Consider the following 22,212-nt stretch of genomic DNA (forward strand, 5'->3'; position numbering starts at 1 on the left):
AAATATTATTAGTCGTTGAGTATGAGCAACGCATCGCCATAGCTTCCGAACATGAATCCGTGCTTAACGGCGAGGTTGTAAGCCTCCATCACGAGGTCGTATCCGCCGAATGCGGCTGTCTCCATAAGCAATGTTGAGTATGGATGATAGAAGTTGGCTATCATTGAGTCGGCAAGTCCGAAGTCGTAGGGTGGAAATATGAACTTATTGGTCCATCCCTCGTATTCCTTCAGCATTCCGTCGGTGCCCACAGCAGTCTCGGTTGCCTTGACAACGCTTGTACCTACGGCGCATACATGGCGTCCTTCCTGCTTTGTCTTGTTGACGATAGCGCAAGCCTCAGCGCCTATGTGCATCTGCTCTGAATCCATCTTGTGCTTGGTAAGGTCCTCAACCTCGATGTCGTGGAAGTTGCCCAGACCGCAATGCAGGGTGATATAAGCGAAGTTAAGACCCTTGATTTCCATGCGCTTCATCAGCTCGCGCGAGAAGTGCAAGCCTGTAGCAGGAGCGGTGACGGCACCTTCGTTTTTGGCAAAGATACACTGGAAGTCGTCGAAGTCGTCCTCTGTAGCGTGATGGTTTTCGCGACGGTCGATGATATAGCGTGGCAGCGGAGCCTCGCCCAGTGAAAACAGTTCGCGCTTGAACTCGTCGTGCGGACAGTCGTAGAGGAAGCGCAGCGTACGACCGCGGCTTGTAGTGTTGTCGATGACCTCAGCCACCATTGTGCCCGAATCGTCGAAGAAGAGCTTGTTGCCTATACGAATCTTACGTGCCGGCTCAACGAGCACGTCCCAGAGGCGCATCTCTTCATTGAGTTCACGCAGCAAGAACACCTCAATCTTAGCATCTGTCTTCTCCTTTGTGCCATAGAGGCGCGCCGGAAACACCTTAGTGTCGTTGAAGATGAATGTATCATGCTCGTCGAAGTAGTCGAGAACGTTGCGGAAGTCGAGGTATTCGCCCTCGATGGGCTTGCCGTCGGCATCCTTCTTATACATGTCAATAGTTTGAGATTTCTTGTGCAGAACCATCAGACGGCACTCGTCGCGGCGTGTAATGCGGAATGTCTCCTTCTCGCCCTTGTCGTTCTCAAACTCACGGTACAAGCTGTGAGGATAGAGTGCAATCTGGTCCTCGGGTAATTTGAATTTAAACTGTGATAACTTCATAGTCCGTTTTTTATTTATTCATCTTCTGTTGTTTCTATTGTCTGATTGGCGAGCCACTCCTCAAACTGCTTCAGTTCGAGACAGTCCTCTATGCGATACTCGCCCGAACGGGTGCGGCACAGCTGCGTGAGATATGCTCCCGAATCGAGTGCGCGGCCGATGTCGCGTGCCAGAGCGCGTATGTATGTGCCCTTGCCGCACGCCACGCGTATCGACATCTGCATGCGTTCGGGGTCGAACGAGGTCAGCTCTATATCGTCGATGCGTATCTTCTTGGGCTGCAGTTCCACGTCCTTACCCTTACGGCGCAAGTCGTAGGCACGCTGTCCGCTCACCTTGCATGCGCTGAACGTAGGCGGCACCTGCTCAATGTCGCCCTTGAAGCGCTCAAGCACCTGCTCTATGCGCTCTCGTGTGATGCCGTCGGTGGGATAAGTCTCGTTGACCGGATGCTCCATGTCGTAGCTTGGCGTTGTAGCACCGAGCTGTAGCGTGGCTGTATATTCCTTGCCATGCTGCTGAAACTCCTCGATGCGCTTGGTGAACTTGCCTGTGCATAGCACCAGCACACCCGTAGCGAGGGGGTCGAGCGTTCCGGCATGCCCCACCTTGAGTTTCTTCACTCCAAGACGCATACACAGACGCTTGCGAACAAAGGCAAGAGCGCTGAAGCTCGTCATTTCAAGGGGTTTGTTGATGGCGATGACTTCGCCTTTGGTGAAATTCATTCCCAGTATGTAGTCTTTTAATTTATAAGTAGTCGGTTTACAAGAGCGAGCACACGATAGTGACGGCTCCTGCTATGGCGCAGTATATGCCGAAGTATATGAGTTTGCCCTTCTTCACGATGTTTATCATCCACTTGCATGCCAGACATCCGCTAACGAAGGCGGCAACGAATCCTACTACGAGCGGCAGAACGCTGATGTCGCCGAAAGCCTCTTCGCCTTTGGCTGCCTTAAGTACGTCGAGCAGAGCCTCACCGAGTATGGGAGGTATCACCATGAGGAACGAGAACTGTGCCATCTTCTCCTTCTTGTTGCCCAACAGAAGTCCCGTAGCGATGGTAGAACCAGAGCGCGACAGTCCGGGCAGTACGGCGCAAGCCTGTGCCAATCCTATGATGAAGGCGTCCTTGAGCGAAATGTGTTCGCGCTGACGCGGTTTGGCGTAATAAGAGAATGTGAGCAGCAGGGCTGTCAGCAACAGGCAGCAGCCCACAATGAGCAGTCCCGAACCGAATATCTCCTCTACCTGGTCCTTAAAGAACACGCCGACGATGCCTATAGGTATCATCGACACGACGATGTTGAGGAAATACTTGGTCTCGTCGTTCATCTTAAACTTGAAGAGTCCCTTCAATATCCAGTCTATCTCCTTCCACAGTACCACGAACGTACTCATCACTGTAGCCACGTGCACCAATACGGTGAACGCCAGGTTCTCCTCGCCATCAATGCCAAAGAGGTATGAACCGATGGCAAGATGGCCGCTGCTACTTACCGGCAAATATTCGGTAAGGCCCTGAACAATGCCCAGGACCAACGCTTGTAACCAATCCACTTGCTTTAATTATTAATGATTAATTATTAATGTTCAATTCTTTATTGATGATTAATGATTAGTGTTTAACGATTAATGTTTTAGAATAATTAATCATTAAACATTAATAATTAAACACTACCATTAGTCTTTCGGTTTTCTGATTATTGCATACACGATTGATATGAAGCCGATGAAGCAAATCACCGGCGCTACCTTGATGCGACGCACGCTGAAGATGTCGGCATCAAACACCGATTCGTCGCTGCCGCCACCACTCATAAGGATGAAACCAAGAATGACAATAGCCATTCCCACAGCAATGAGAATGAAATTGATCTTGTCGAAAGCAAAATTTCTCTTGTCCACTTTTCTTTTTTATTAATGTTTAATTATTAATGTTCAATGTTTAATTTTAAAGCTTAGTGTTTAATTATCAATGTTTAGCGCGTAAGGTAAACATTAATCATTAAACATTAATCATTAAATCTTGTATAGGTCTCCCGCCTTCATCTTGAGGAACTTGTTGACCGAAATGGTCGAGCATAGAGCCGTGATGAACAGTCCGAAGAACACTACTGTGCCGGCTGTTATCGCCAATACCTGCCATGTGAGCACCTCAAGGATGTCAGGCTCATACATATATAAAATGTATATGGCTCCGCCCAGGGCTATGCAGGCTATTATGGCTGCAAGCAGTCCAAGCAGCATGTAGCGGCGCACGAACGGTGCACGGATGAATCCCCACGACGCACCCACAAGCTTCATCGTGTGTATGGAGAAGCGGCGGGCGTAGACACTGAGGCGGATGGTGTTGTTGATGAGCGAGAACGACACTATTGTGAGCAACAACGCTATCGTAAGCAACACGATGCTTATCTTGGCGATGTTGGCATTTACGCTGTCTATCAAGTCCTTCTGATACTTCACTTCACTCACTTTCGGATAGCTTTTCAGCTCGCGCGAGATGATTTGCAGCGAGTCGGTGTTGGCATAGTCGGCATTCAGCGTTATCTCTATCGAAGAAAGGAAGGGATTGGTGTCGGCAAACTCGCGCGGATCGGCTCCGAGCGTCTTGATGCCCTCGCGCAATGCCTGCTCCTTACTTATATAGTCGAGGCGGCAGATGTACGGTCGCTGCTTCAGTCTGGTGCAGAACTGACTTGCCTCGCCCGACGTCATGTCGTCCTGAAGCATCAGTGTCACCACAATATTCTGTTTAACATACGTAGAGAGGTTGCGCGCAGTGAGCACCGAGAACACAACCAAACCCAACAATATCAGCACCATAGCCGTGCTTATGCACAGCGTTACTGCCTGCAATCCGTGACGACTGCCGGTCTTTTTCCTTCTTTTTGCCATTTTTCTAAAGGGTATATTATACCAAATTTCTTGCAAAATAACAAAAAAAAAACCGGAACAGCGAGCAATTAACCACAATTAACACGCTGCACACGAATGCTGTATCTGCAGCCGCAACAAACCAGACAATAACCTGCCATTTGGCGCATTTGAAATTATTTGCTGCACAGCCATTCGTATGTCAAAATATAACTGTAACTTTGCATTGCAACGGGGCTTTTTCAAAAGGAGTCCTTTTGCACTCCAAAAGGAGTCCTTTTACACTCCAAAAGGGGTCCTTTTGCACACCAAAAGGGGTCCTTTCGCAAGGCAAAAGGAGTCCTTTTGAAAACGGACAAGAAAAACACTAATTTCATACATATATGTCAACAATACTTTATCCCTCTCCTATCGTCGGACCGATACACAGCCGCCGACTGGGAATATCGCTCGGAGTGAACGTCAATCCGAGCGACGGAAAAATATGTACGTTCGACTGTATATACTGCGAAGTGGGCTACAATCGCAACCGCCACACCACATCGCCACGCCCTACACGCCAGCACATAGCGGCAGCGCTTGAAGAGAAGCTGAAAGAAATGAAGGCTGACGGCTCGGCGCTCGACGTCATCACGTTCTCGGGCAATGGCGAACCGACGGGCCATCCCGACTTTCTGGGCATCGTCGAGGACACCATACGGCTGCGCAACATGTACTATCCCGACGCAAAGGTTTCGGTACTGACCAACTCTACGCTTGCCGTCCGACCCGACGTGCATCGCGCCTTGATGCTCGTCGACAACAATATCATGAAGCTCGACACCGTCGACCCTATATATATAAATAATGTAGACCGCCCCGTATCGACGGCTTACGACGTGGAGCGGATAATCAAGGAGATGCAGTCGTTCAATGGTCACGTCATCATACAGACCATCTTCATGAACGGAACTGACGACCTCGGGCGCGACGTGTCCAACACCAGCGACCGATTCGTTGAGCCGTGGCTCGCAGCCGTGCGACAAATACGCCCCTCGGAAGTGATGATATACACCATCGACCGCGAAACTCCATGCCCGACATTGCGCAAGGCTACGCACGACGAACTCAATACTATCCGCGACCGTGTAGCTGCCGAGGGCTTCAATTGCATCGCTGCATACTAAAGGGTATATTGAATGCAATGGCAGATTGGAGTTTTGGGAGGTGACACGATGACGAAGTCTGGAAAATAGATAGTGTTTGCTTGTTCGTTTCGAATTTAATAATTAAATTTGCAATATACAACATCATAATAGGACATAATATGGAAACAAAAGCACTAACATTGGATAAATACCTTTTTGAAGATGCACAAAGATATGCAAGCAGAAAAGGAACAGACTTGACAAAACTTGTTGAGGCATACTTGAAACGTTTGCTAAAAAAAGAGAAGAAGATGGAACATGAAGAAATTGAAATTCCTGATATGGTTATGAGTATGTTGGGGGTGGTTCCTTCTGACTCTATTGACGCTGACGATATAAATGGAAGAAAAGCATACCATAAACATTTAGAGGATAGATACAATGAAAAAGGTCTTTCTTGACACTAATATCGTTGCAGATTTGTTCTTAAAACGAGAACCGTTTTGCCAGAATTCCCTGAAGTTATTTGCGTTAGGTTTTCACAAAAAAATAACATTATATGTCAGTTCATTAAGTTATGCAACTTTGGCTTATCTGTGTCGTAAGATGAAAAAAGAAGAACGTGTTCTACTATTCGAAAAACTTAGAAGTCTTACTGTAACAACAACAGTTGACAGGCAAACTGTAGACATGGCTTTGGTTTCAGGCTTTGACGATCTGGAAGACGCTATGCAGTATTATTCGGCAATAAGTTCAAAAGTCGATGTTGTTTTGACTAGAAATAAAAAGGATTTTGTAGAAGCTAATGTACCTGTTATGACTCCAGACGAGTTTTTTATTAATGGATAATAAAACAAGAAAGAACAACATTGTCTTACACTAAATTATAGTAAGACAATGTTGTTCTTTTGCTATACAATATTGTTTATTTTTATTTGTCGGCTTCACCCTTGCCTCTGCCATCGGCATCAGAACGGATAGCCAATGGCGAAGTGCAGGCTCTGCGAATCCTTAAAGCTGTTCATATTATAGAATCCGCTCTTATAGGGCACATGGATACCGATACCCCAGTCGAGACGCAGAACGAAGAACTCCAAGTCGTAGCGTATGCCCACACCTGTGCCCAATGCCATGTCCTTCAGCAGATTCTTCATCTGCAGCTTCGACCCTTCACGATAGCCGTCGTTGCGCAATGCCCATACGTTGCCGGCATCTACGAAGAGCGCTCCGTACAGATTGCCGAACAGACGCGGACGATACTCCACGTTGGCCTGGAACTTTATGTCGCCCGTCTGGTCCATATACGACAGTCGCGACTGATTGGTGTAATAGCGGCCCGGACCGATGCTGCGCACGTTGAAGGCGCGTATGCTGTTGGCACCGCCCACATAGAACTGCTCACTGTATGGAGCTGCGCTGGCATTGCCGTACGACCATATCACGCCGGCATTCACATGACCCACCAATTGGCTGTGGTCGGTCACCTGCCACGTCTTGCGATAGTCGGTCTCTATCTTCAAGAACTGTGCATAGGGATTCTTGAACATCGTCTTTCCCTTCTTGCTCCACTTCTCGCCACACGCCAGATAGCCCAGCGAAAGCAGGTTGGAAGCCTCGCTCACCGACAACTGCCAGTATATAGGGTTGCGGAAGTTGGAGCGCGACTGATATGTAAACGTATAGCGCATCTTAGGCACAAACTGGTCGGCCATTGATATTAGCAGATACGGACTTTGACTTACTATATCCTTGAAAGCCTCGGTCTGCTTCTGCATGTACTCGTATTGCAGTATGAGGGGCGAGAACTGGTGCACCCTATTGGGCGCGGGCTGTATGGTATAGGTCAGTTCGCCCGACACGATGTGGCGCTTGAAGTAGCCCGAACGGTTGAGCACGTCGCTCGAAGCCTTGATAAGGGTGTTCGATACGGTGTTGTTGGGCTTCACCTTTTGTCCGCTCAGCCAGCGTTTGGCACGTACACGGTCCATAAGACGGTCGATTAAGAGCAGTCGGGGCATCTCAAGCGACACGTCGGCACCATATTCATACGAGTTGAACTTCGAACTTGTACCGTCGGCACGGTGTCCGGTCTGCCACTCGTACGAACCTTTCAGATTGACCGACAACTTCTCGCCGCCACGGAATGCGTTGCGTCTGACAACACCCATTACCACTCCCGGACCCACACGGCCCGTCGTCTTGCCCACAACATTAGCCTCGACATAGAAGTCGTACGGCTTGTCGAACACGCAATCGAGCGTAAGGTCGAGCGTATCGCATGCTGCCGAGGTGTCGCGCGGGGCGAATCCCAGGTCGACACGAGAGAAAAGTCCCTTCGAAGTGAGCGTATTGACCGACTGCTGGTAGGTGTTATAGCTGTATAATTGACCCGGTCGCATCTTCAAGTCGCGTGCTATCGCACCTGCACGGATAGGCGTGCGCTTACCGGTATATACTATTGTGTAGTCGCGACGTGTCACGGTGTCGGTGAGCTGTTGCATCACGTTACGCCGCATTTGAAGATTTATGTGGCCGATATACCACCTTCTGCCTATCTGCGAGGGCAGACTGTCGGCATACTGCAACTTGACTTGTGCCTTGTTCTGCGCTGCCAGGGTGTCAGCCAGATAGGTGGCATAGCCCGGTTGATAGTAGAAGTAGCCGTTGTTGCGCAACAGTGTCGACACACGTGTGCGTTCGGCATCGAGCGTCGACACGTCGAACGGGTCGCCCTTGTGCACCAACGCCTCAGCCGATGTGGAATCGATGAGCCGCTGAGCCTCAACGGGGAAATTCACGTAAGTCAATGTGTCGATGGTGGTAAGGTCGCCAAAGTTGACGTTATAGCCTATCTTGGCTTTCTTTGGGTTTGACTTTGTGATGATGTCGTAGTTGACATACGACCCGAAATAGCCGCGTGCACGCAGCAGTTCGCGCGCCACCTGCGACCGCAGACGCGGATTGACGTTGCTCATGAGCACAGGTGCCTTGCCGAAAGTCTTGCGTATCCATCTGCCCAGACCCTCGTCGCTGGTGTGGAATGCGTTGTATATCCACAAGCGGTAAGGGAATGGCGAGCGATAGTACGAACTGCCGAGTATGGCTCCGTTCGGTTCGGTGGCAAGAGCCGCCTCCACCTCTTCCTGAGTGGTGCTGAAGTGGTCGCTTGCCTTATAGTTTTCGTATTTTATTTTGCGCTGTCCGGTATACAATTGGTCGCCTTCGGGCACGCTCGCAGTCTCCGAACACGATGCCAGTAGCACAATGCCGAGCACGCCCATCACGCCCTTCCACAGGCGTGAGAGTGTCAGTATGCTGTTGTTTCCTATTGCATTCATATCTTTATATACGGCTTTTATGTTCATTTCTTCTGTCGTGTAGTGTCGTTGATCAGTTCCGGCTCGTCTGCCTGTTTCGGTTTTCTGAAACGGAATATTTCCTTAAGGCTGTCCATCTTCTTGCGCCATAGGAAACCGCCTCCAAACTGTTCGACATAGCCTTCGAGCCAGTCGTACGAGTCGCGGTCGTAGAACAGCTTCAGATACTTGTTGGAGTTGGGCGAGAGTCGATACTCAAACGTCACGTTGTCGAAGAAAGTTTCGTTCTGGTTTTCTATCTCGGCACCACTCGAAACCTTTCCGCCTATGACGATACGCAGGCGGTTGTTCCAGAATCGCTTTGAGAATTTGAACGAGTAGTCGGTATGTACCTGGCCCGAACCGAGCGTGGTGTTGTCCATACCAAACGAAAGGTCGAGCGTGCGAAGGGCATTGCCGCTGATGGCATTTATCTGCGAATTGAGGAACGCACTTAGCGCATTGTTCATCGAGAACGAGTTGGTGTTGCCGTCGGCGAGATACATGCCCGTTGTAAGCATGGTCACTGCCAGTTTGCCACGGTTCTCTACCGACTGCGTCATGAGTTCGTTGTGCATCTGCTGGTCGTCGGGTGCGTCGATAGTAAACTGCAATCCCATGTCCTTAAGCGTCTTGGTTATCACCACGCCACACTCGAATGTCACGCTGCGACCGGTTCCGCCGTCATTCGTTACGGTAGTCTTGTTCTCCTCTGTAGCCGTGATGTTGAGTCGCGGATTCATCGGGTCGCCCGAGAATTCGGCATAGCTTCCGTCCTTGATGGTGAACGTCTTGAGCGGAATTACGGGCAACGAGTATTTCATTTCGCCCGAACCTATGGTGTAACGTCCGTACAGACTCAGTCCGTCGCTGGCAGTATAGAGCATGCGCAGGTCGCCTCCGCCTATGAGGTCGACATAGTTGGAGTGGTCGGCATTGAGTGCGCACATCACATGAGTGCCGTCGTCGATATTGACAGTGAGGTCCATGTTGAGTCCGTTGATAGGCGGACGTGTCACCGTTACGGCATCGGGGTCGCGGAAGTTGACAAACTTGACGAGTCCGTCAAGCTGGTTGTCGGTGCTGAGAGGCGAGTCTCGCAATATATAAGTAATGTCTGTAGAGCCCAACACATCGAGTCGGCCACGCACACGCAACGCATCGAGCGGACCTTCAGCCAATCCGAGGAAGTTGACCCAAGCCTTGCCGTAAGCCTCCGAGCGTGCAGTCTCCTTCGAATCGATAAGCAGATAGTTGTCGGCACGCATCCGTACACTGAGCGACATGTTTGACACGTCGGCAAAGTCGACATATCCGCGCAGCGTGAGCGGATTGCCGTTGCGTGCAAACAACTGGAAGTTCTCGAGCGAGAGTCGGCTGTCGGTAACGGTGAGCGGGTCATCACACATGCGCATCTCAATGCCATAGGGTTCGCTTACGACATAGGCTGAGTCGAAATACACCTCGCCGTTGACATCAGGACGACTGAGCGAACCGTGCACCTTCACCTCACCCTGGGCATAACCCTTGAATCCTATGATGCGGTCGGGGACGAATCCGTTGAGCAGAAGCAGCGGTGTGCGCGACATGTTGAGGTCGGCATCGAGCGTGCCTTCGCCTTCGGTGTTGTACGAACCGGTGAGTGTGCACACCTCGTAGTCATCCATCGAGAGCGTTCCGTCTACATAATGCTCGCGCATATTGCCCTTCGGCATATACACAAACTCGCTCGACAGATTGCCTATCGGGCAACCCTCGTAAGTCATCTTGTCCACACTCACCGACGACGATACCGACATGTCGCCCTCATGTTGAGATATGTAGTGGAAGTCGCCGTTGAGAATGCCCGATATATTAGGTGCATAAGGCACTACGGCGAGCACCTTCTGCAGGTCGAAACGTGTCAGTCCGATAGTCACGTCCTGCAATGCTTCGGTGCTGTCGTTGGTATATATGCGCACCGCCATGCCGTCGTCGGCACGCAGAGACATATCGGCAGAGAGCCGCTTATCGTTGGCAAAGAACACGTAGTTGTTCTTGTTGACCTTGAATTGCTTGTATCCTAACACGGGGTCGATGCCTCCCAGCGACACACGCACGCCATTATGCTCCATCTGTGCACGCAGTCCGAGGGCGATGCCGAGGCGTTCGCGGGCGTCGAATATGCGTGTTCCGAAATACAGCGACTGCTCGTGGAAGGCTCCACGGAAGCGCGCGTCGAAGACAAACTGCTTGTTAGAACGGTTGTTTCGCACTTGTCCTTCAAAGTCGGTCTTCACCGAATCCGACTTGAATGCAAGGCGTATGGTGTCGATTTGTACGCCCGATGCCACGAGCGAGTCAAGGCTCAGCTTGCCGTTGATACCCTTCGAGGGTGATGCCGACATGTCAGCGTATGCGTTATGGAAGTCGTAGCCGAAGTGACGCAATGTACGCGCAAAGATGTTTTCGCGTCCGGCATCAAAGTAGAGGGTTACATCGGGCAGACGTTCGCGCAATCGCAGCTGGTCGATATATCTCTCCTTCGACTGCCGCATAGCCTCATCGTTGACATTCTGCAGCTGCTTCAGTATGTGCTCTATCGTACCGCTGCCATTGAGACGCAGCGCAAAGTCGCCGCAAGTGACTGCCGCATGGGTAGAATCGCGGCGTGTGAATATGTCGAGCGAGATTCTTTCGGGTGTGTATGTTTTCAAACTGTCGCGCACAATGATGTTGCCGATGACTCCACGGGCTGTGTGATTTATCTTAAAGTCGCTCGCCAGGTCGACGTCGGCGCGCAGTGAGGCTGTAAGCGGACGCTTGCTTATGCCCATACGCATAAAGTCGGCGTTGATAAGGTCGCACGCCAGCTGTGCATCCATGCGTTTGCCGTTCATGAGTGCATTCAGATTGATGGTGCCCTGCAGCAGTGGTGTGTGGCTGTCGAGCAACGCATGGCCCACGCCGTTGTGTACATTGGCTGTGAGCTTCATGTTAGAAAGGTCGTAACCGGCATATCTGAACTCGTCGACACTACCCTCTGCATCGAGCGAAGTGTGTGGCGACAGCATGTCGGTGCCTACTCCGTGAGCCTTAAGACTGCCCGTGAAGGGTCCTGCAGCCAGTCCCGGCACGAAGTGGGAAAGGTGCAGACTCTTAGCCGAGAGAGTGGCGTTGTAAGCCATGCTACGCATGTCGACCGATGCTTTTCCGCCCACATGTCCGCCACCTTCGCTCACCTTGAAGTCGGCAGCATAACGCTGTCCGTCGGCATGCACATTGGCATTAAGCCCAATGCCGTATGGTATGTTGAACGATGCAGCCACCGAGCGTGGTAGCAAAGTCTTGATGAAGTCGAGATTGTATGTACGTCCCTCTGCCTTTATGTCGGCCCGGAGACGGTCGGGGGATGTAATGTTACGTGCCTTGCCGCTCGCCTTGAGTGCGAAGGCAGTGGGATAGGTCAGCGAAAGTTGGTTGATGCTGAGCCGTCGCATATTGCCGTTGATGTCGGCATTGACCGTTATGGGTGTGGCAGGCATAGTACGCAGCATCTCCTTGGGCAAGAACCCAAGCAGCTGCACGAAATCTGTCTTTACCACATAACCCTTGATGTTGACATCCATAACGCCCGGATTGCTTTCGGCAAATGTCGAAAGGTCCATCTTGACCTTTGCCGTGAGCATCGAGCGGGGTGTGCGCAGTCGCATATCGGGCAACCACACATGTGTAGAATCAAGCAAGAGATAGGTTGAGAATTCGTTTATTTGCAGTCCGCTCTTCTCCTTCAGCGCACATTCCTTGAGCCTCAGCCTTACACCGGCGTCGCTATAGTGCAGCGAATCGACGTGCATGGCTATGCCAGAGAGTGCAATGTGATTGTAGTCGAGTCCAGGCTGCGACTGGGTGTAGCGCATGTCGTAGTTGAGCGTACCCTCGCGCCAGTCGAGCGAGCCTACACGATAGGTTCCTGTGAACAGATTGAAGCTGCCATTGTGTGCCTCCAGCCTGCCAATACCTGCTGCGATGCGCATAGAATCGCCCGGCATGTGTACCGTAGCCTTTGTGTCGGCTATGTCAAGGCGGTCGAGCGTGATGTTCCAGTGCGACGGTGTGCTTGTAGTATCTTCCTGAACGGTGTCGCTAAGGGCTACATCCAGACGTGCGCCCTGCAATGCTGCATGGTCGACATGCACTGTCTCGTCATTAAGATTGATGCTTCGGCTGCGCAGCGAGAGCAGTCCGACGCGTCCCTTGACACGCGCCGATGGTATGAAACGGGCTGTATTGAGTTTGGTATCTGCCAATTCGAGGCGGTCGACCACTACATTGCCATGAAACAACGGGCGCAGACGCACGCTCGCCGTAAGCTGGCGGGCGTCGGCAATGGTGTCTGTCTTATGGCGCAAAGAGTCGTTGGGCTGTGTGGCAAGAAAGCCGTTGACGGTCAGGTCTAACGGAAAGCGCAGGCGTACATTGTCGACCCGTACGGTCATACCGGTCGACTCAGAAGCGTATGAAGCCACTTGCCTTACTGCCCAGTTCTGCACTGGCGGCACATAAAGCAGCACAGCCAATAGAATTAAAATGATAATGGGCGTAGCCACTACGGCAGCCACGGCAATAAGCGATTTCTTTACAACTGGCTTCATATTTGACTTTTTTAGGAGTTTATTTTTGTTGAGAGAACTAATCCCTACTCTGCATTGGCGCTGAGGTCGTTCCACAGTCGGTCGTCAGGCACATCGGCGTAAGCCACGATGTTCTCCTTCGACACGGGATGGACGAATTCCACTCGGCGCGACAGCAATGATATGCTGCCGTCGGGATTGCTGCGTGGCGCGCCATATTTCAGGTCGCCCTTGATGGGGCATCCCATGTGTGAGAGCTGGCAGCGTATCTGATGGTGGCGTCCGGTGAGAAGTGTCACCTCAATGAGCATATAGTTGTCGGCAACGGCACGCACCTTGTATTTCAGCACCGCCTTCTTGGCTCCCGGCACTTCACGTTCGTGGGCGTAGCTCTTGTTCTGCCGTTCGTTGCGTGTGAGCCAGTCGGTGAGCGTTCCTTCCGTAGCTATGTCGCGACGCTTCACTATTGCCCAATAGGTCTTGTGTACGTCGCCCGTGCGGAACATGTCGTTGAGTCGCGAGAGCGCCTTCGATGTCTTGGCAAACACCACAAGTCCGCTTACGGGGCGGTCGAGCCGGTGCACCACACCGAGGAATACATTGCCCGGCTTGTTGTACTTCTGCTTGATATATTCCTTCACCGTATCGGACAAAGGCTTGTCGCCGGTCTTGTCGCCCTGCACGATTTCGCCGCTGCACTTGTCGACTATGATAATGTGATTGTCCTCGTAGACTACCTTCATAAGTTAGTATAAGAATTAAAATAGGAGGATATGGTTCCCGCCATACCCTCCTACCATATTATTAATGTATAATCAGTCTGATTACATGTTCATGCCGCCGTCGATCTGGATGACCTGACCGCTGACATAAGAAGACATGTCTGAAGCGAGGAACAGACATACATTGGCGATGTCTTCGGTCTGACCGCCACGACGAAGAGGTATCTTCTTCATCCAGTCCTTGCGGATCTCCTCAGGCAGCTGTGCTGTCATAGCTGTCTCGATGAATCCCGGAGCTACGGCATTGGCACGTACTCCCTTAGGTCCGAGCTCCTGGGCTATTGACTTGGCGAGGGCAATCATACCAGCCTTAGAGGCAGCATAGTTGCACTGTCCGGCATTGCCGTGTACACCAACTACCGAAGCCATATTGATGATAGAGCCGCTACGCTGGCGCAACATGATAGGCGAGCAAGCGTGGATGAAGTTGAAAGCCGACTTAAGGTTGACGTTCAGTACAGCGTCCCACTGTGCCTCAGACATACGCAGCATGAGTCCGTCCTTGGTAATACCGGCGTTGTTGACGAGAATGTCGATAGAACCGAAGTCAGCGTGAATCTGCTTAACGGTCTTCTCGGTCTCTTCAAAATCGGCGGCGTTGCCAGCATAAGCGCGGCATGTAACGCCGAGAGCTTCAATCTCCTTGCGTGTTGCCTCAAGACCTGCTGCCATATCGTCGTTGAGAACGAGGTCGGTGAATGCGATGTTAGCGCCTTCAGAGGCGAATTTCATAGCGACAGCCTTTCCGATGCCGCGGGCTGCTCCAGTGACGAGGGCAGTCTTACCTGTAAGTAATCCCATTTCGTTAATTAATTAATTGTTATTTTGTAATTTTTAATTCGTTCACCTTATATATATATAATGCCTGCACACGGACACTATACATTATTGATGCGTTTGCCCAGTGCTCCGTACACCACCTTTGCAACAAGCGGCTTGCTGGTCTCTTCGGTCATTCCGTGTCCCAGACGACCGTATATGAACGGCACCTCAAGTCCCTTTATACAATAATGTGTGATGTCTGCCACGAGGTCGACGTCTTCGATGTCAAACTCGCCGTCTGCCTTTCCTTCGGCATATACCTTGCGGAAGAGTTCTATCTCGTCTTCGTCAAACTTCTTGCGCACCTTCTCCACCATCCAGATGTTGCGGAAGAACTCTGCACGCAGGTTGCCGTTGCGCACCACCGTCTCCCTGATCATGCTCAGATGTGTGTATATCAGCTCTATAATCTTGTCCTGCGGGCGCATCTTCATGCCTGCCACCTCGTCGAGCTTGTCCGAAAGTCGCTCCAATTCCGACTCTATCACAGCCGAATACACGTCTTCCTTGCGGTTGAAGTATGTGTAAAGCGTGCGGCGACCCTTGCCCGATGCCACAGCAATGTCGTTCATTGTAGTGTTGGCAATGCCGTTCTTGGCAAACAGCTGGCGTGCCACATCAACGAGTTTTTGGCGAGTCTTGGATATTGACATAACGTTTCCTTTACCTTTCTATTATTTTGCACATCAATTTATGTATGTGCAAAATTACAGCAATAATTCGATACAAGCAAATAAAACGCCTGCATTTTGTCTTTTGTTAACAGAGAAAAAGCAAAAGACAAAAGGAAAAATAGAGCAACGTAGGGGAAAAACAAAAGAACACAGGAGGCTGTTTGCCCGTAGGCACGTTATACTTACACCTTGTTATATATATGCCTATGAATTTCGATATTATTCCTCTGATTTTCGAGCCAAAATGCCTCGGCTTTCAAAAAGGACTCCTTTTGGCTTGCAAAAGGGTTCGTTTTACGCTGCAAAAGGAGTCCTTTTACACAGCAAAAGGACTCCTTTTGAAAAGGCGGGGGAAAATCGCCTTAATGCCTAAGACGACATTTTATCATACACAGCCAATCCCTTCACTGTAAGAAGATACTTCTGGCGGGGGTGGCGAGGGGAAGAGGGATATTTCATTGTTACGAATCCGTCACTAATAGCTGGCGTAAGAGAATATTCAAGGAAGTTGGGACGGTTTTTCAGTCCAATAGCCTCCATCATTTCCTTTACACTCTTTTCCTCTATACCAATCGCAAGAATCAATCGCTTAACATTTTCAGTTAGGCCCGCCTTCAAATTATTCGTACTTGTACTGGTGCTTGTATGGGTACTTGTATGGGTACTTGTATGGGTATTATCGGTATCGTTATACCCAATAAGCATATATCGGTTTTTCAACTCGTGTTGCTCACCTAACATCAAATTACGGAAAAACTTAACAAGAAAGGACTTGTTTGGCTCTACACCTTTTGATGGATTACGATAGTTAGCACGCACAAGAGCATTGCGGAAGTACCATGAGTTTTCGGCAAACAAATCGTTGTTTGCCCGAAAACCAATCGACCGCAGATATTTGATAACAAACACAGCTGTAGTACGTGTATTGCCTTCACGAAACGGATGATTCTGCCATAGTAACGTTACGAAATCAACAATGTGATTGATAATTTCATCTGTTGTCAATCCTTTATAACAGAAGTCCTTTTCCTGTTGAATGTCATATCTCAATGCCATCATAATGTCTGCTGCACGGCCATAAACAACAGTATCGCCTTGCAACACCCATTCCTTTTTGCTAATATCATACGGACGGATTTCTCCAGCATGTTTGAATACACCATCAAACAAATGTCTGTGAATATTCAGAAACTCTAAAGCTGTAAATGAAAAGGACTGTTCACTCAACAATTTGGCGATGTTAGCAGCCACACGGTCGGCCTCCTCCTTCTCTGCATCGTCATTATCATGTGTCGTCTTATTGACATAATATGACTTCAACTGCTGTCGCACATCATCAATGGTAATGTCGCCCTCAATATGCTTGACAGCAGCTTCTTTCAGATAATCAGACACCTTCAGTCCATCCACATCTTGCAGACCAATAGCCGTGCGCCATAAAGAAGCCCTCTCACGTTTATGCGGCTCAGCCAAACGCTCGTATGCTTCAAAGTCGATGTATAGTTGTTTGTTATTATTAGTCATTCTCGTAAATCATTAGATTTTCCACATTACAAACAAAAAGCAGTCACACAATTGAAGAATTGGCTTGACATATGATTTGCTATTATTTTTCATTTCTCATACCCCTCATAATAATAGCTCTGTTCAATCCCCTTGAATATCACCTCACGATTCTCCGTATCTGAAGTGAGGTTCTGCGAGAGCAGATAGCGCAGTTCGAGGTCGTTGATTGGTGAGCGTTCCATTGCCGAGAGGTACTGGTCCTTGTCCACATACTGCCAGTTGACCACTTTGCCAAGTGCTCGTTTCAGCATCATGTCGAGCCAGATGCGCGTAGAGCGCCCGTTGCCTTCCATGAAAGGATGGCACACGTTCATCTCTACATACTTCTCTATGATATGCTCAAACGTGTCTTCCGGCATTTTCTCTACAGCAGCGAGTGCAGCTTCAAGATAGAGCGAATTGGCAAAACGGAAACCGCCCTTGGCTATATTCTTGTCACGAACGACACCGGCAAATGGGTATAGGTCGTTGAACAAATAGCGGTGTATCTGCTGAAGTCCCATAGCTGTACCTACAGGCATCTGGCCGATATCACCCGACTCAAAGAGGCGGTGAGCATTCACTAACGAACGTTCGTCTATTTCCTTTGTTGTCATAATTACATTATCTTATTTGTTTCTGCATCTACAAAGATAAAAACAATCTTTGACAATCACGAATGATTATGAGGATTGTTTCGTTCGCTTGCTGCAAATATAGCAATATCACTACAATAGAACCGAAAGTATAATTTATCAGACTTTTGCTTGCTTTTACCAACTTTTCTTATTAAATTTGCTCCATAAGTATATTTTATTAGACTATGGACTTGAAAGAAGTAATGAAATCTCGCAGAAAGACACTCTCCATTTCTCAGCTTGATCTTGCTGAGATGGCAGAGGTGAGCCTTGCTACTGTAAAGGATATTGAGCGAGGCAAAGGCAACCCATCACTTGCCACTGTAAATAAAATCATAGAAGTATTAGGCATGGATATTATATTCCAAGTACGTCAAACAGTATAAAAATAGCAATGCATCTATTTATATCAATTATTTTGGCAGTTCTACTTTTGGCATTTGTTTTACTATTAGAAAAATTTATGGATAAAATGTTTACCAGATATGAGTATCTAAACTCTTTCATACCTCTTGTATATTATGGTTTATCGAAAGGTGCTTGTTTTATACAACAAGTTGAACTATTTCCATATTTAATAATAGCTTTATTAATATATAATCTTGCAATGTTACTTCACTTGTGTGAAAATACTAGTAATTACATTTCAGGTAAGACTAATATACGTTTCATCGTGTTCTTTTTCTCAATATGCTTATCACAAATATTAAGTTATACTGTCCAATTTGATATTTTGTGCGAAATAGACGAATACAGTTTCAATAACGTTAGCAATATTTGGTACGAACGAACATTTGATTTATTTTTATACAGTTTGGGAATTATGTTTTCTAATAGTATTATAAATATAACAGCATTATCGTTTTATGCTAAGATATTAAATGTCTTTCTACTTTTATCAAATGTTTTTCTTGTTACGATATTTTTAGGAAATTATAAAGAAATAGGTAATATATTCCAGTCAAATAATAACAACAAATGAATGCAGTAATTTCATGACAAAATAAACAATATTTATCGGCTCATTTATCGTATCATTCATAAAAGAGAATATCCAACATAGAGTTTCTTAAAAAAATCGCAGTACATGATAATCAGAAAACAATGAAGACTGTTGTGATCTCAACTTTTTTACAAAACAGGCACATAATTCGACTTTTTTATGTAATTTTGCAGAGTAATGACAAGTTGAATTGTTTTATCACAATGGTCACTCAAAAAGAAGAAAAAGAAAGACAGAAAATAAGCCGCGAAACCCTTGGCAAATTTTTCTATGACTTGGCAAAAACTACATTTGCTGTTATGGTGCTCGGCAATGTAGCTACTGTGTTCATAGGAGATACTGATGCCTTTATTATTTCAACAATGATATTTCTCGGTATGTTTATAACATTCTTGTTCGCTTACGTTGGCAACAAGGTTCTAAAAAATTAAGAATATGGAAGCATTGATATTGACTTTTGCATGGCTCATTGCCGTTATGCTGCCATTCGCAATATGGCTCAACACCAAATCGGGCAAGAAGTGGCTCAATAGCCTGTAGCTATCGTGTGTCGGACAGAAGTCCGACGTTCCGTTCGCTTGCTGCGAATGTAGAAAACCATTAACGACGTGTGATTGGTTATGACATTCACACGCCGTTAATGGTCTATTGCCACAGAACGAACAACTCCTTTAAATCAACGTCTTTCAACTCGTTATTTTCGTCAAACACTTGCTGCATCAAGCCAAACCATTTGTCCAAGCATAACGATTGCGATTCGTTCTCGCCCCAATGGTCTTCTAAATCCTGCATAAGAGCCTCATCGGGATTGCTCAACAAATACTTTATGAGTCCACGATTTTGATATAGCGTTTTTAGTACCTGGGGCATTTTACACTTAAACCTGACCCCTCCGATTTCCTCAACTTTTCCTCCAGCACTGAATGTATCACGAAGATTCGAACAGATTACAGAATACCGACTGCACATCCATAGTGCAGCACGCTTGTATTTGTCTTGCTTCGGGCCGAAAAGTTCGGGGAAAAGAATAAGCATTCGTGCTCGGATGTCAGACTTCTCATTCATTGACAGGTCATTGAAGAACCTTATCATTATAGATGACGAAACTTCAGTGTTGGCATCACCCATCCACCATGGCATTTCATATTTGCCCTTGGCACGATTGGCATGCATATAGTATTTTCTGACACTATTTATCTTCTCCTTCTCACCCAACATTCTAAATGTGTCATATTCTACACTCATCTTCTCAAAGATGTTCTTCTCACCGTTGTCTGCGAGGTTCATATCTATAAGATAACGAGGAGCATGGGTGACGGCAATGTTGCTCAGACATTGCTCGTATGGACGGCAACGGAATTCCGGTGTTTTCCCTCCCAACTTGGCAAACAACATATATATGCGCGAAACATCTGGAATGCGGGTGCTCTCTACAATACTACTTCCTGTTGATGTCCACGTGTCTGACTTGGTAGATTTCACCTCTACCCCGAAATGTCCGGCTGCCTGTATGTCGGGGAAGTGCAGACCTGACACCAGTTTTATATTGTCTACGCTGAACGAAGTTTGCGGAGCCACATCCTTTAAAGCCTTTAAGGCTATGTGTTCCATTTCTGTACCATTGCATTTGCGGAACATCTGTCTGTCAGACTCAGATGCATCATTAAGCCACGACTCCGCAAGCCGCATGAAATGGGCGAATTCCATGTCGGTCTGTGTGACATCCGACGGACGTACGGAAATCAAGTTGTTTTGAGTCAGGCTAAACGGTTTGTTATAGATTATTGCCATAATACTAATCGATGAAGTATTTATCCCATAGATTCTGTAGACGTATAGCTATATTAAATGCCAGTACGGGCGGCACAGCATTGCCTATAACCTTGTAAGCACCTGACGAACTCAAGCGATACTTGCGTCCGTCCTTATCGTGCATTACAAATCGGAAGTCTGGCGGAAATGTCTGAATCAAGGCACATTCACGAGGTGTAAGCCTGCGTTCATGCATGCCATTGTTCAATTCTGCAATGTGTTTTCCGCCATGTTCAGCCGACAATCTACGGTACTCTATATTTCCATGATGCTCCGAACGGATGGTAGGTCCAAGTCCGTCAAGTTTTATCTCAGTCTGACCTTGACTGCCGTTGGTCTGGAATTTAGCCTTTGAGTATATTCTTTGTGACGGGTCTACGGCGTCAGCAGGTTCTGGTAAATACTTCAGTACATCATAAGTGGTAACCTTGGGCAACAGTCCCGGTTGGGTTGTATTGCCTGCATGAGTAGGACGTGGATAAGGGTTGTATTCATCGGGTATGCTTTCAGATGTAAGAGCAGCCAATGCTTCTGTTCGCAACACATCCTTTCTTATACCTATAAATATGACACGCTCGCGCGATTCGGGCACTCCATAATTGCCAGCATTCAACACCTGTGGCGGCAATACTATATAACCGTTGCCATCAGCACTTGCAAAATCACGCTGGATAATGTCCTTCACGTCACCGAGATTGACAAGTCCTTTCACGTTTTCGGCAACAAACACTTTCGGCCGAACAATATCTATCACCTGCTTCATCCAATAATACAGTTTGCCTCGCGTCTCTTCTGACGGAGCGTTCTCATTCCGTTTCACGCCCATATCATTCTTATCAGAATCGAAACCTTTGCGTTTTCCGGCAACACTAAAGTCTTGACAAGGGAATCCGCCAGTCACAACGTCAATGTCTCGTGGAAATACATCAACACCATTGTTGTGCATTTTCACAAGATCGACAATACTGACACGGTGATACATTTCGGGTGTATGTCCGAAACGTGACATATATGTAGTCCATGCCGTTTCTGCTTCGGGTAGAATATCATTAGCAAAAACTGTTGTGAAATCGGTACGTTTGAGCATCACCCAACCATTCCTTACTACACGTTCGACAAATGGCGAATCTGTAGAGAATGATTTGGCATTGGCAATAAAACCTCCTTCAAATCCCAAATCCATGCCTCCACATCCAGAGAACAAGGAAAGAACACGGTGTTTCTTGCTGTTTTCTGCTGTTTGGGCAATGGGGAAATTGATAGATAGTTGTATGTCGGACAGAAAATCCGACTTCTCGTATGGGTACAACTCACCCTGTCCGTCATCATTACAATCATGATGCAGACTCTCAAATTTGTCTTTGAGCATAGCATTAAAAACAATTATGTCTTAATGCGTTGGATGGATATTCTTGAAAACAAAGAATCCTGCAAGTACCTATACGAAAAAACGCGGACGATTCTTGTCCACGTTCAAGGTACTTGCAGGAAACCTAATATACAGACAAGAGAAACGTCCACGCTATATGTGGACGCTTACTCGCTTATTCTGTATATTGTTCTTCTACCTGCAAGTTTCTGAACGTTTTATGAATAAACAGCAAACGCTTATTATTTTTACCACGAAAATGGATTGGCCTCGCACGCTTGCGACTGAATCCATTTGCAAAGTTAAAGGAAAATAAGCAATTTCCAAAATTTAATTATTTGATTTTTCAATAATACATAAAAAAAAACTACGCCATTCTGATTACAAACAAAACCAATAAAATATAATGTAGA

At 47.7% G+C, this 22,212-nt stretch carries 19 protein-coding genes; 5 read left to right on the forward strand and 14 right to left on the reverse strand.

Going from position 1 to position 22,212, the window contains the following annotated elements:
* Positions 1-8 precede the first annotated feature (8 nt).
* The 5 genes from queA to I6E49_RS03685 form a co-directional block, all read right to left on the reverse strand.
* The gene (queA, locus tag I6E49_RS03665; RefSeq protein ID WP_235400521.1) at positions 9-1,175 is read right to left on the reverse strand and encodes a tRNA preQ1(34) S-adenosylmethionine ribosyltransferase-isomerase QueA; all 1,167 of its coding nucleotides are present in this window, start codon (positions 1,173-1,175) and stop codon (positions 9-11) included.
* Between the two features lie 14 nt (positions 1,176-1,189).
* Positions 1,190-1,903 carry a tRNA pseudouridine(55) synthase TruB gene (truB, locus tag I6E49_RS03670; protein ID WP_235400522.1) on the reverse strand — a complete coding sequence of 238 codons (714 nt, stop codon included), beginning with the start codon at positions 1,901-1,903 and terminating at the stop codon, positions 1,190-1,192.
* Between the two features lie 37 nt (positions 1,904-1,940).
* Entirely contained in the window at positions 1,941-2,738 is a 798-nt protein-coding gene (locus I6E49_RS03675; protein WP_235400523.1) for an undecaprenyl-diphosphate phosphatase, read from the reverse strand.
* A 123-nt stretch (positions 2,739-2,861) separates the two neighbouring features.
* On the reverse strand, positions 2,862-3,086 hold the full coding sequence (locus I6E49_RS03680; protein WP_235400524.1) for a DUF3098 domain-containing protein: 225 nt from the start codon (positions 3,084-3,086) through the stop codon (positions 2,862-2,864).
* A 114-nt stretch (positions 3,087-3,200) separates the two neighbouring features.
* Positions 3,201-4,079 carry a cell division protein FtsX gene (locus I6E49_RS03685; RefSeq protein WP_235400525.1) on the reverse strand — a complete coding sequence of 293 codons (879 nt, stop codon included), beginning with the start codon at positions 4,077-4,079 and terminating at the stop codon, positions 3,201-3,203.
* A 362-nt stretch (positions 4,080-4,441) separates the two neighbouring features.
* Here I6E49_RS03685 and I6E49_RS03690 point away from each other — a divergent pair, with 362 nt between their 5' ends.
* From I6E49_RS03690 to I6E49_RS03700, 3 genes are all read left to right on the forward strand, one after another.
* Positions 4,442-5,224, forward strand: coding sequence for a radical SAM protein (locus I6E49_RS03690; RefSeq protein WP_235400527.1), 783 nt, complete (start codon positions 4,442-4,444; stop codon positions 5,222-5,224).
* Positions 5,225-5,364: 140 nt separating this feature from the next.
* Entirely contained in the window at positions 5,365-5,646 is a 282-nt protein-coding gene (locus tag I6E49_RS03695) for a DUF6364 family protein (protein ID WP_235392127.1), read from the forward strand.
* A complete protein-coding gene (locus I6E49_RS03700; RefSeq protein ID WP_235400529.1) occupies positions 5,627-6,034 on the forward strand; it encodes a type II toxin-antitoxin system VapC family toxin in 408 nt (135 codons plus the stop codon). Before I6E49_RS03695 ends, I6E49_RS03700 begins: the two co-directional genes overlap by 20 nt.
* Before the next feature lie 119 nt (positions 6,035-6,153).
* Here I6E49_RS03700 and tamL read toward each other — a convergent pair whose 3' ends face one another.
* From tamL to fic, 7 genes are all read right to left on the reverse strand, one after another.
* On the reverse strand, positions 6,154-8,523 hold the full coding sequence (tamL, locus tag I6E49_RS03705) for a translocation and assembly module lipoprotein TamL (RefSeq protein WP_235400531.1): 2,370 nt from the start codon (positions 8,521-8,523) through the stop codon (positions 6,154-6,156).
* A gap of 23 nt (positions 8,524-8,546) precedes the next feature.
* Positions 8,547-13,175, reverse strand: a complete 4,629-nt coding sequence (locus I6E49_RS03710) for a translocation/assembly module TamB domain-containing protein (RefSeq protein ID WP_235400533.1) — start codon at positions 13,173-13,175, stop codon at positions 8,547-8,549.
* A 44-nt stretch (positions 13,176-13,219) separates the two neighbouring features.
* Positions 13,220-13,897, reverse strand: coding sequence for an RluA family pseudouridine synthase (locus tag I6E49_RS03715; RefSeq protein WP_235400535.1), 678 nt, complete (start codon positions 13,895-13,897; stop codon positions 13,220-13,222).
* An 81-nt stretch (positions 13,898-13,978) separates the two neighbouring features.
* Positions 13,979-14,737: a 3-oxoacyl-[acyl-carrier-protein] reductase gene (fabG, locus tag I6E49_RS03720; protein WP_089544922.1), complete on the reverse strand. Its 759-nt coding sequence runs from the start codon at positions 14,735-14,737 to the stop codon at positions 13,979-13,981.
* 77 nt (positions 14,738-14,814) lie between these two features.
* Positions 14,815-15,411, reverse strand: a complete 597-nt coding sequence (locus I6E49_RS03725; protein WP_235400537.1) for a TetR/AcrR family transcriptional regulator — start codon at positions 15,409-15,411, stop codon at positions 14,815-14,817.
* A 390-nt stretch (positions 15,412-15,801) separates the two neighbouring features.
* On the reverse strand, positions 15,802-16,956 hold the full coding sequence (locus I6E49_RS03730; RefSeq protein WP_235400538.1) for a Fic family protein: 1,155 nt from the start codon (positions 16,954-16,956) through the stop codon (positions 15,802-15,804).
* Positions 16,957-17,045: 89 nt separating this feature from the next.
* Positions 17,046-17,594, reverse strand: coding sequence for a protein adenylyltransferase Fic (fic, locus tag I6E49_RS03735; protein ID WP_235400539.1), 549 nt, complete (start codon positions 17,592-17,594; stop codon positions 17,046-17,048).
* A gap of 206 nt (positions 17,595-17,800) precedes the next feature.
* Here fic and I6E49_RS03740 point away from each other — a divergent pair, with 206 nt between their 5' ends.
* Both I6E49_RS03740 and I6E49_RS03745 read left to right on the forward strand, forming a co-directional pair.
* The gene (locus I6E49_RS03740; RefSeq protein WP_235400540.1) at positions 17,801-18,001 is read left to right on the forward strand and encodes a helix-turn-helix transcriptional regulator; all 201 of its coding nucleotides are present in this window, start codon (positions 17,801-17,803) and stop codon (positions 17,999-18,001) included.
* Between the two features lie 718 nt (positions 18,002-18,719).
* The gene (locus I6E49_RS03745; protein ID WP_235400541.1) at positions 18,720-19,049 is read left to right on the forward strand and encodes a hypothetical protein; all 330 of its coding nucleotides are present in this window, start codon (positions 18,720-18,722) and stop codon (positions 19,047-19,049) included.
* 214 nt (positions 19,050-19,263) lie between these two features.
* Here I6E49_RS03745 and I6E49_RS03750 read toward each other — a convergent pair whose 3' ends face one another.
* Together I6E49_RS03750 and I6E49_RS03755 are read right to left on the reverse strand one after the other, a co-directional pair.
* Entirely contained in the window at positions 19,264-20,409 is a 1,146-nt protein-coding gene (locus I6E49_RS03750) for a hypothetical protein (protein ID WP_235400542.1), read from the reverse strand.
* Positions 20,410-20,413: 4 nt separating this feature from the next.
* Positions 20,414-21,799, reverse strand: coding sequence for a DNA cytosine methyltransferase (locus I6E49_RS03755; protein ID WP_262911506.1), 1,386 nt, complete (start codon positions 21,797-21,799; stop codon positions 20,414-20,416).
* Positions 21,800-22,212 lie beyond the last annotated feature (413 nt).

The organism is Leyella stercorea, assembly GCF_021531655.1.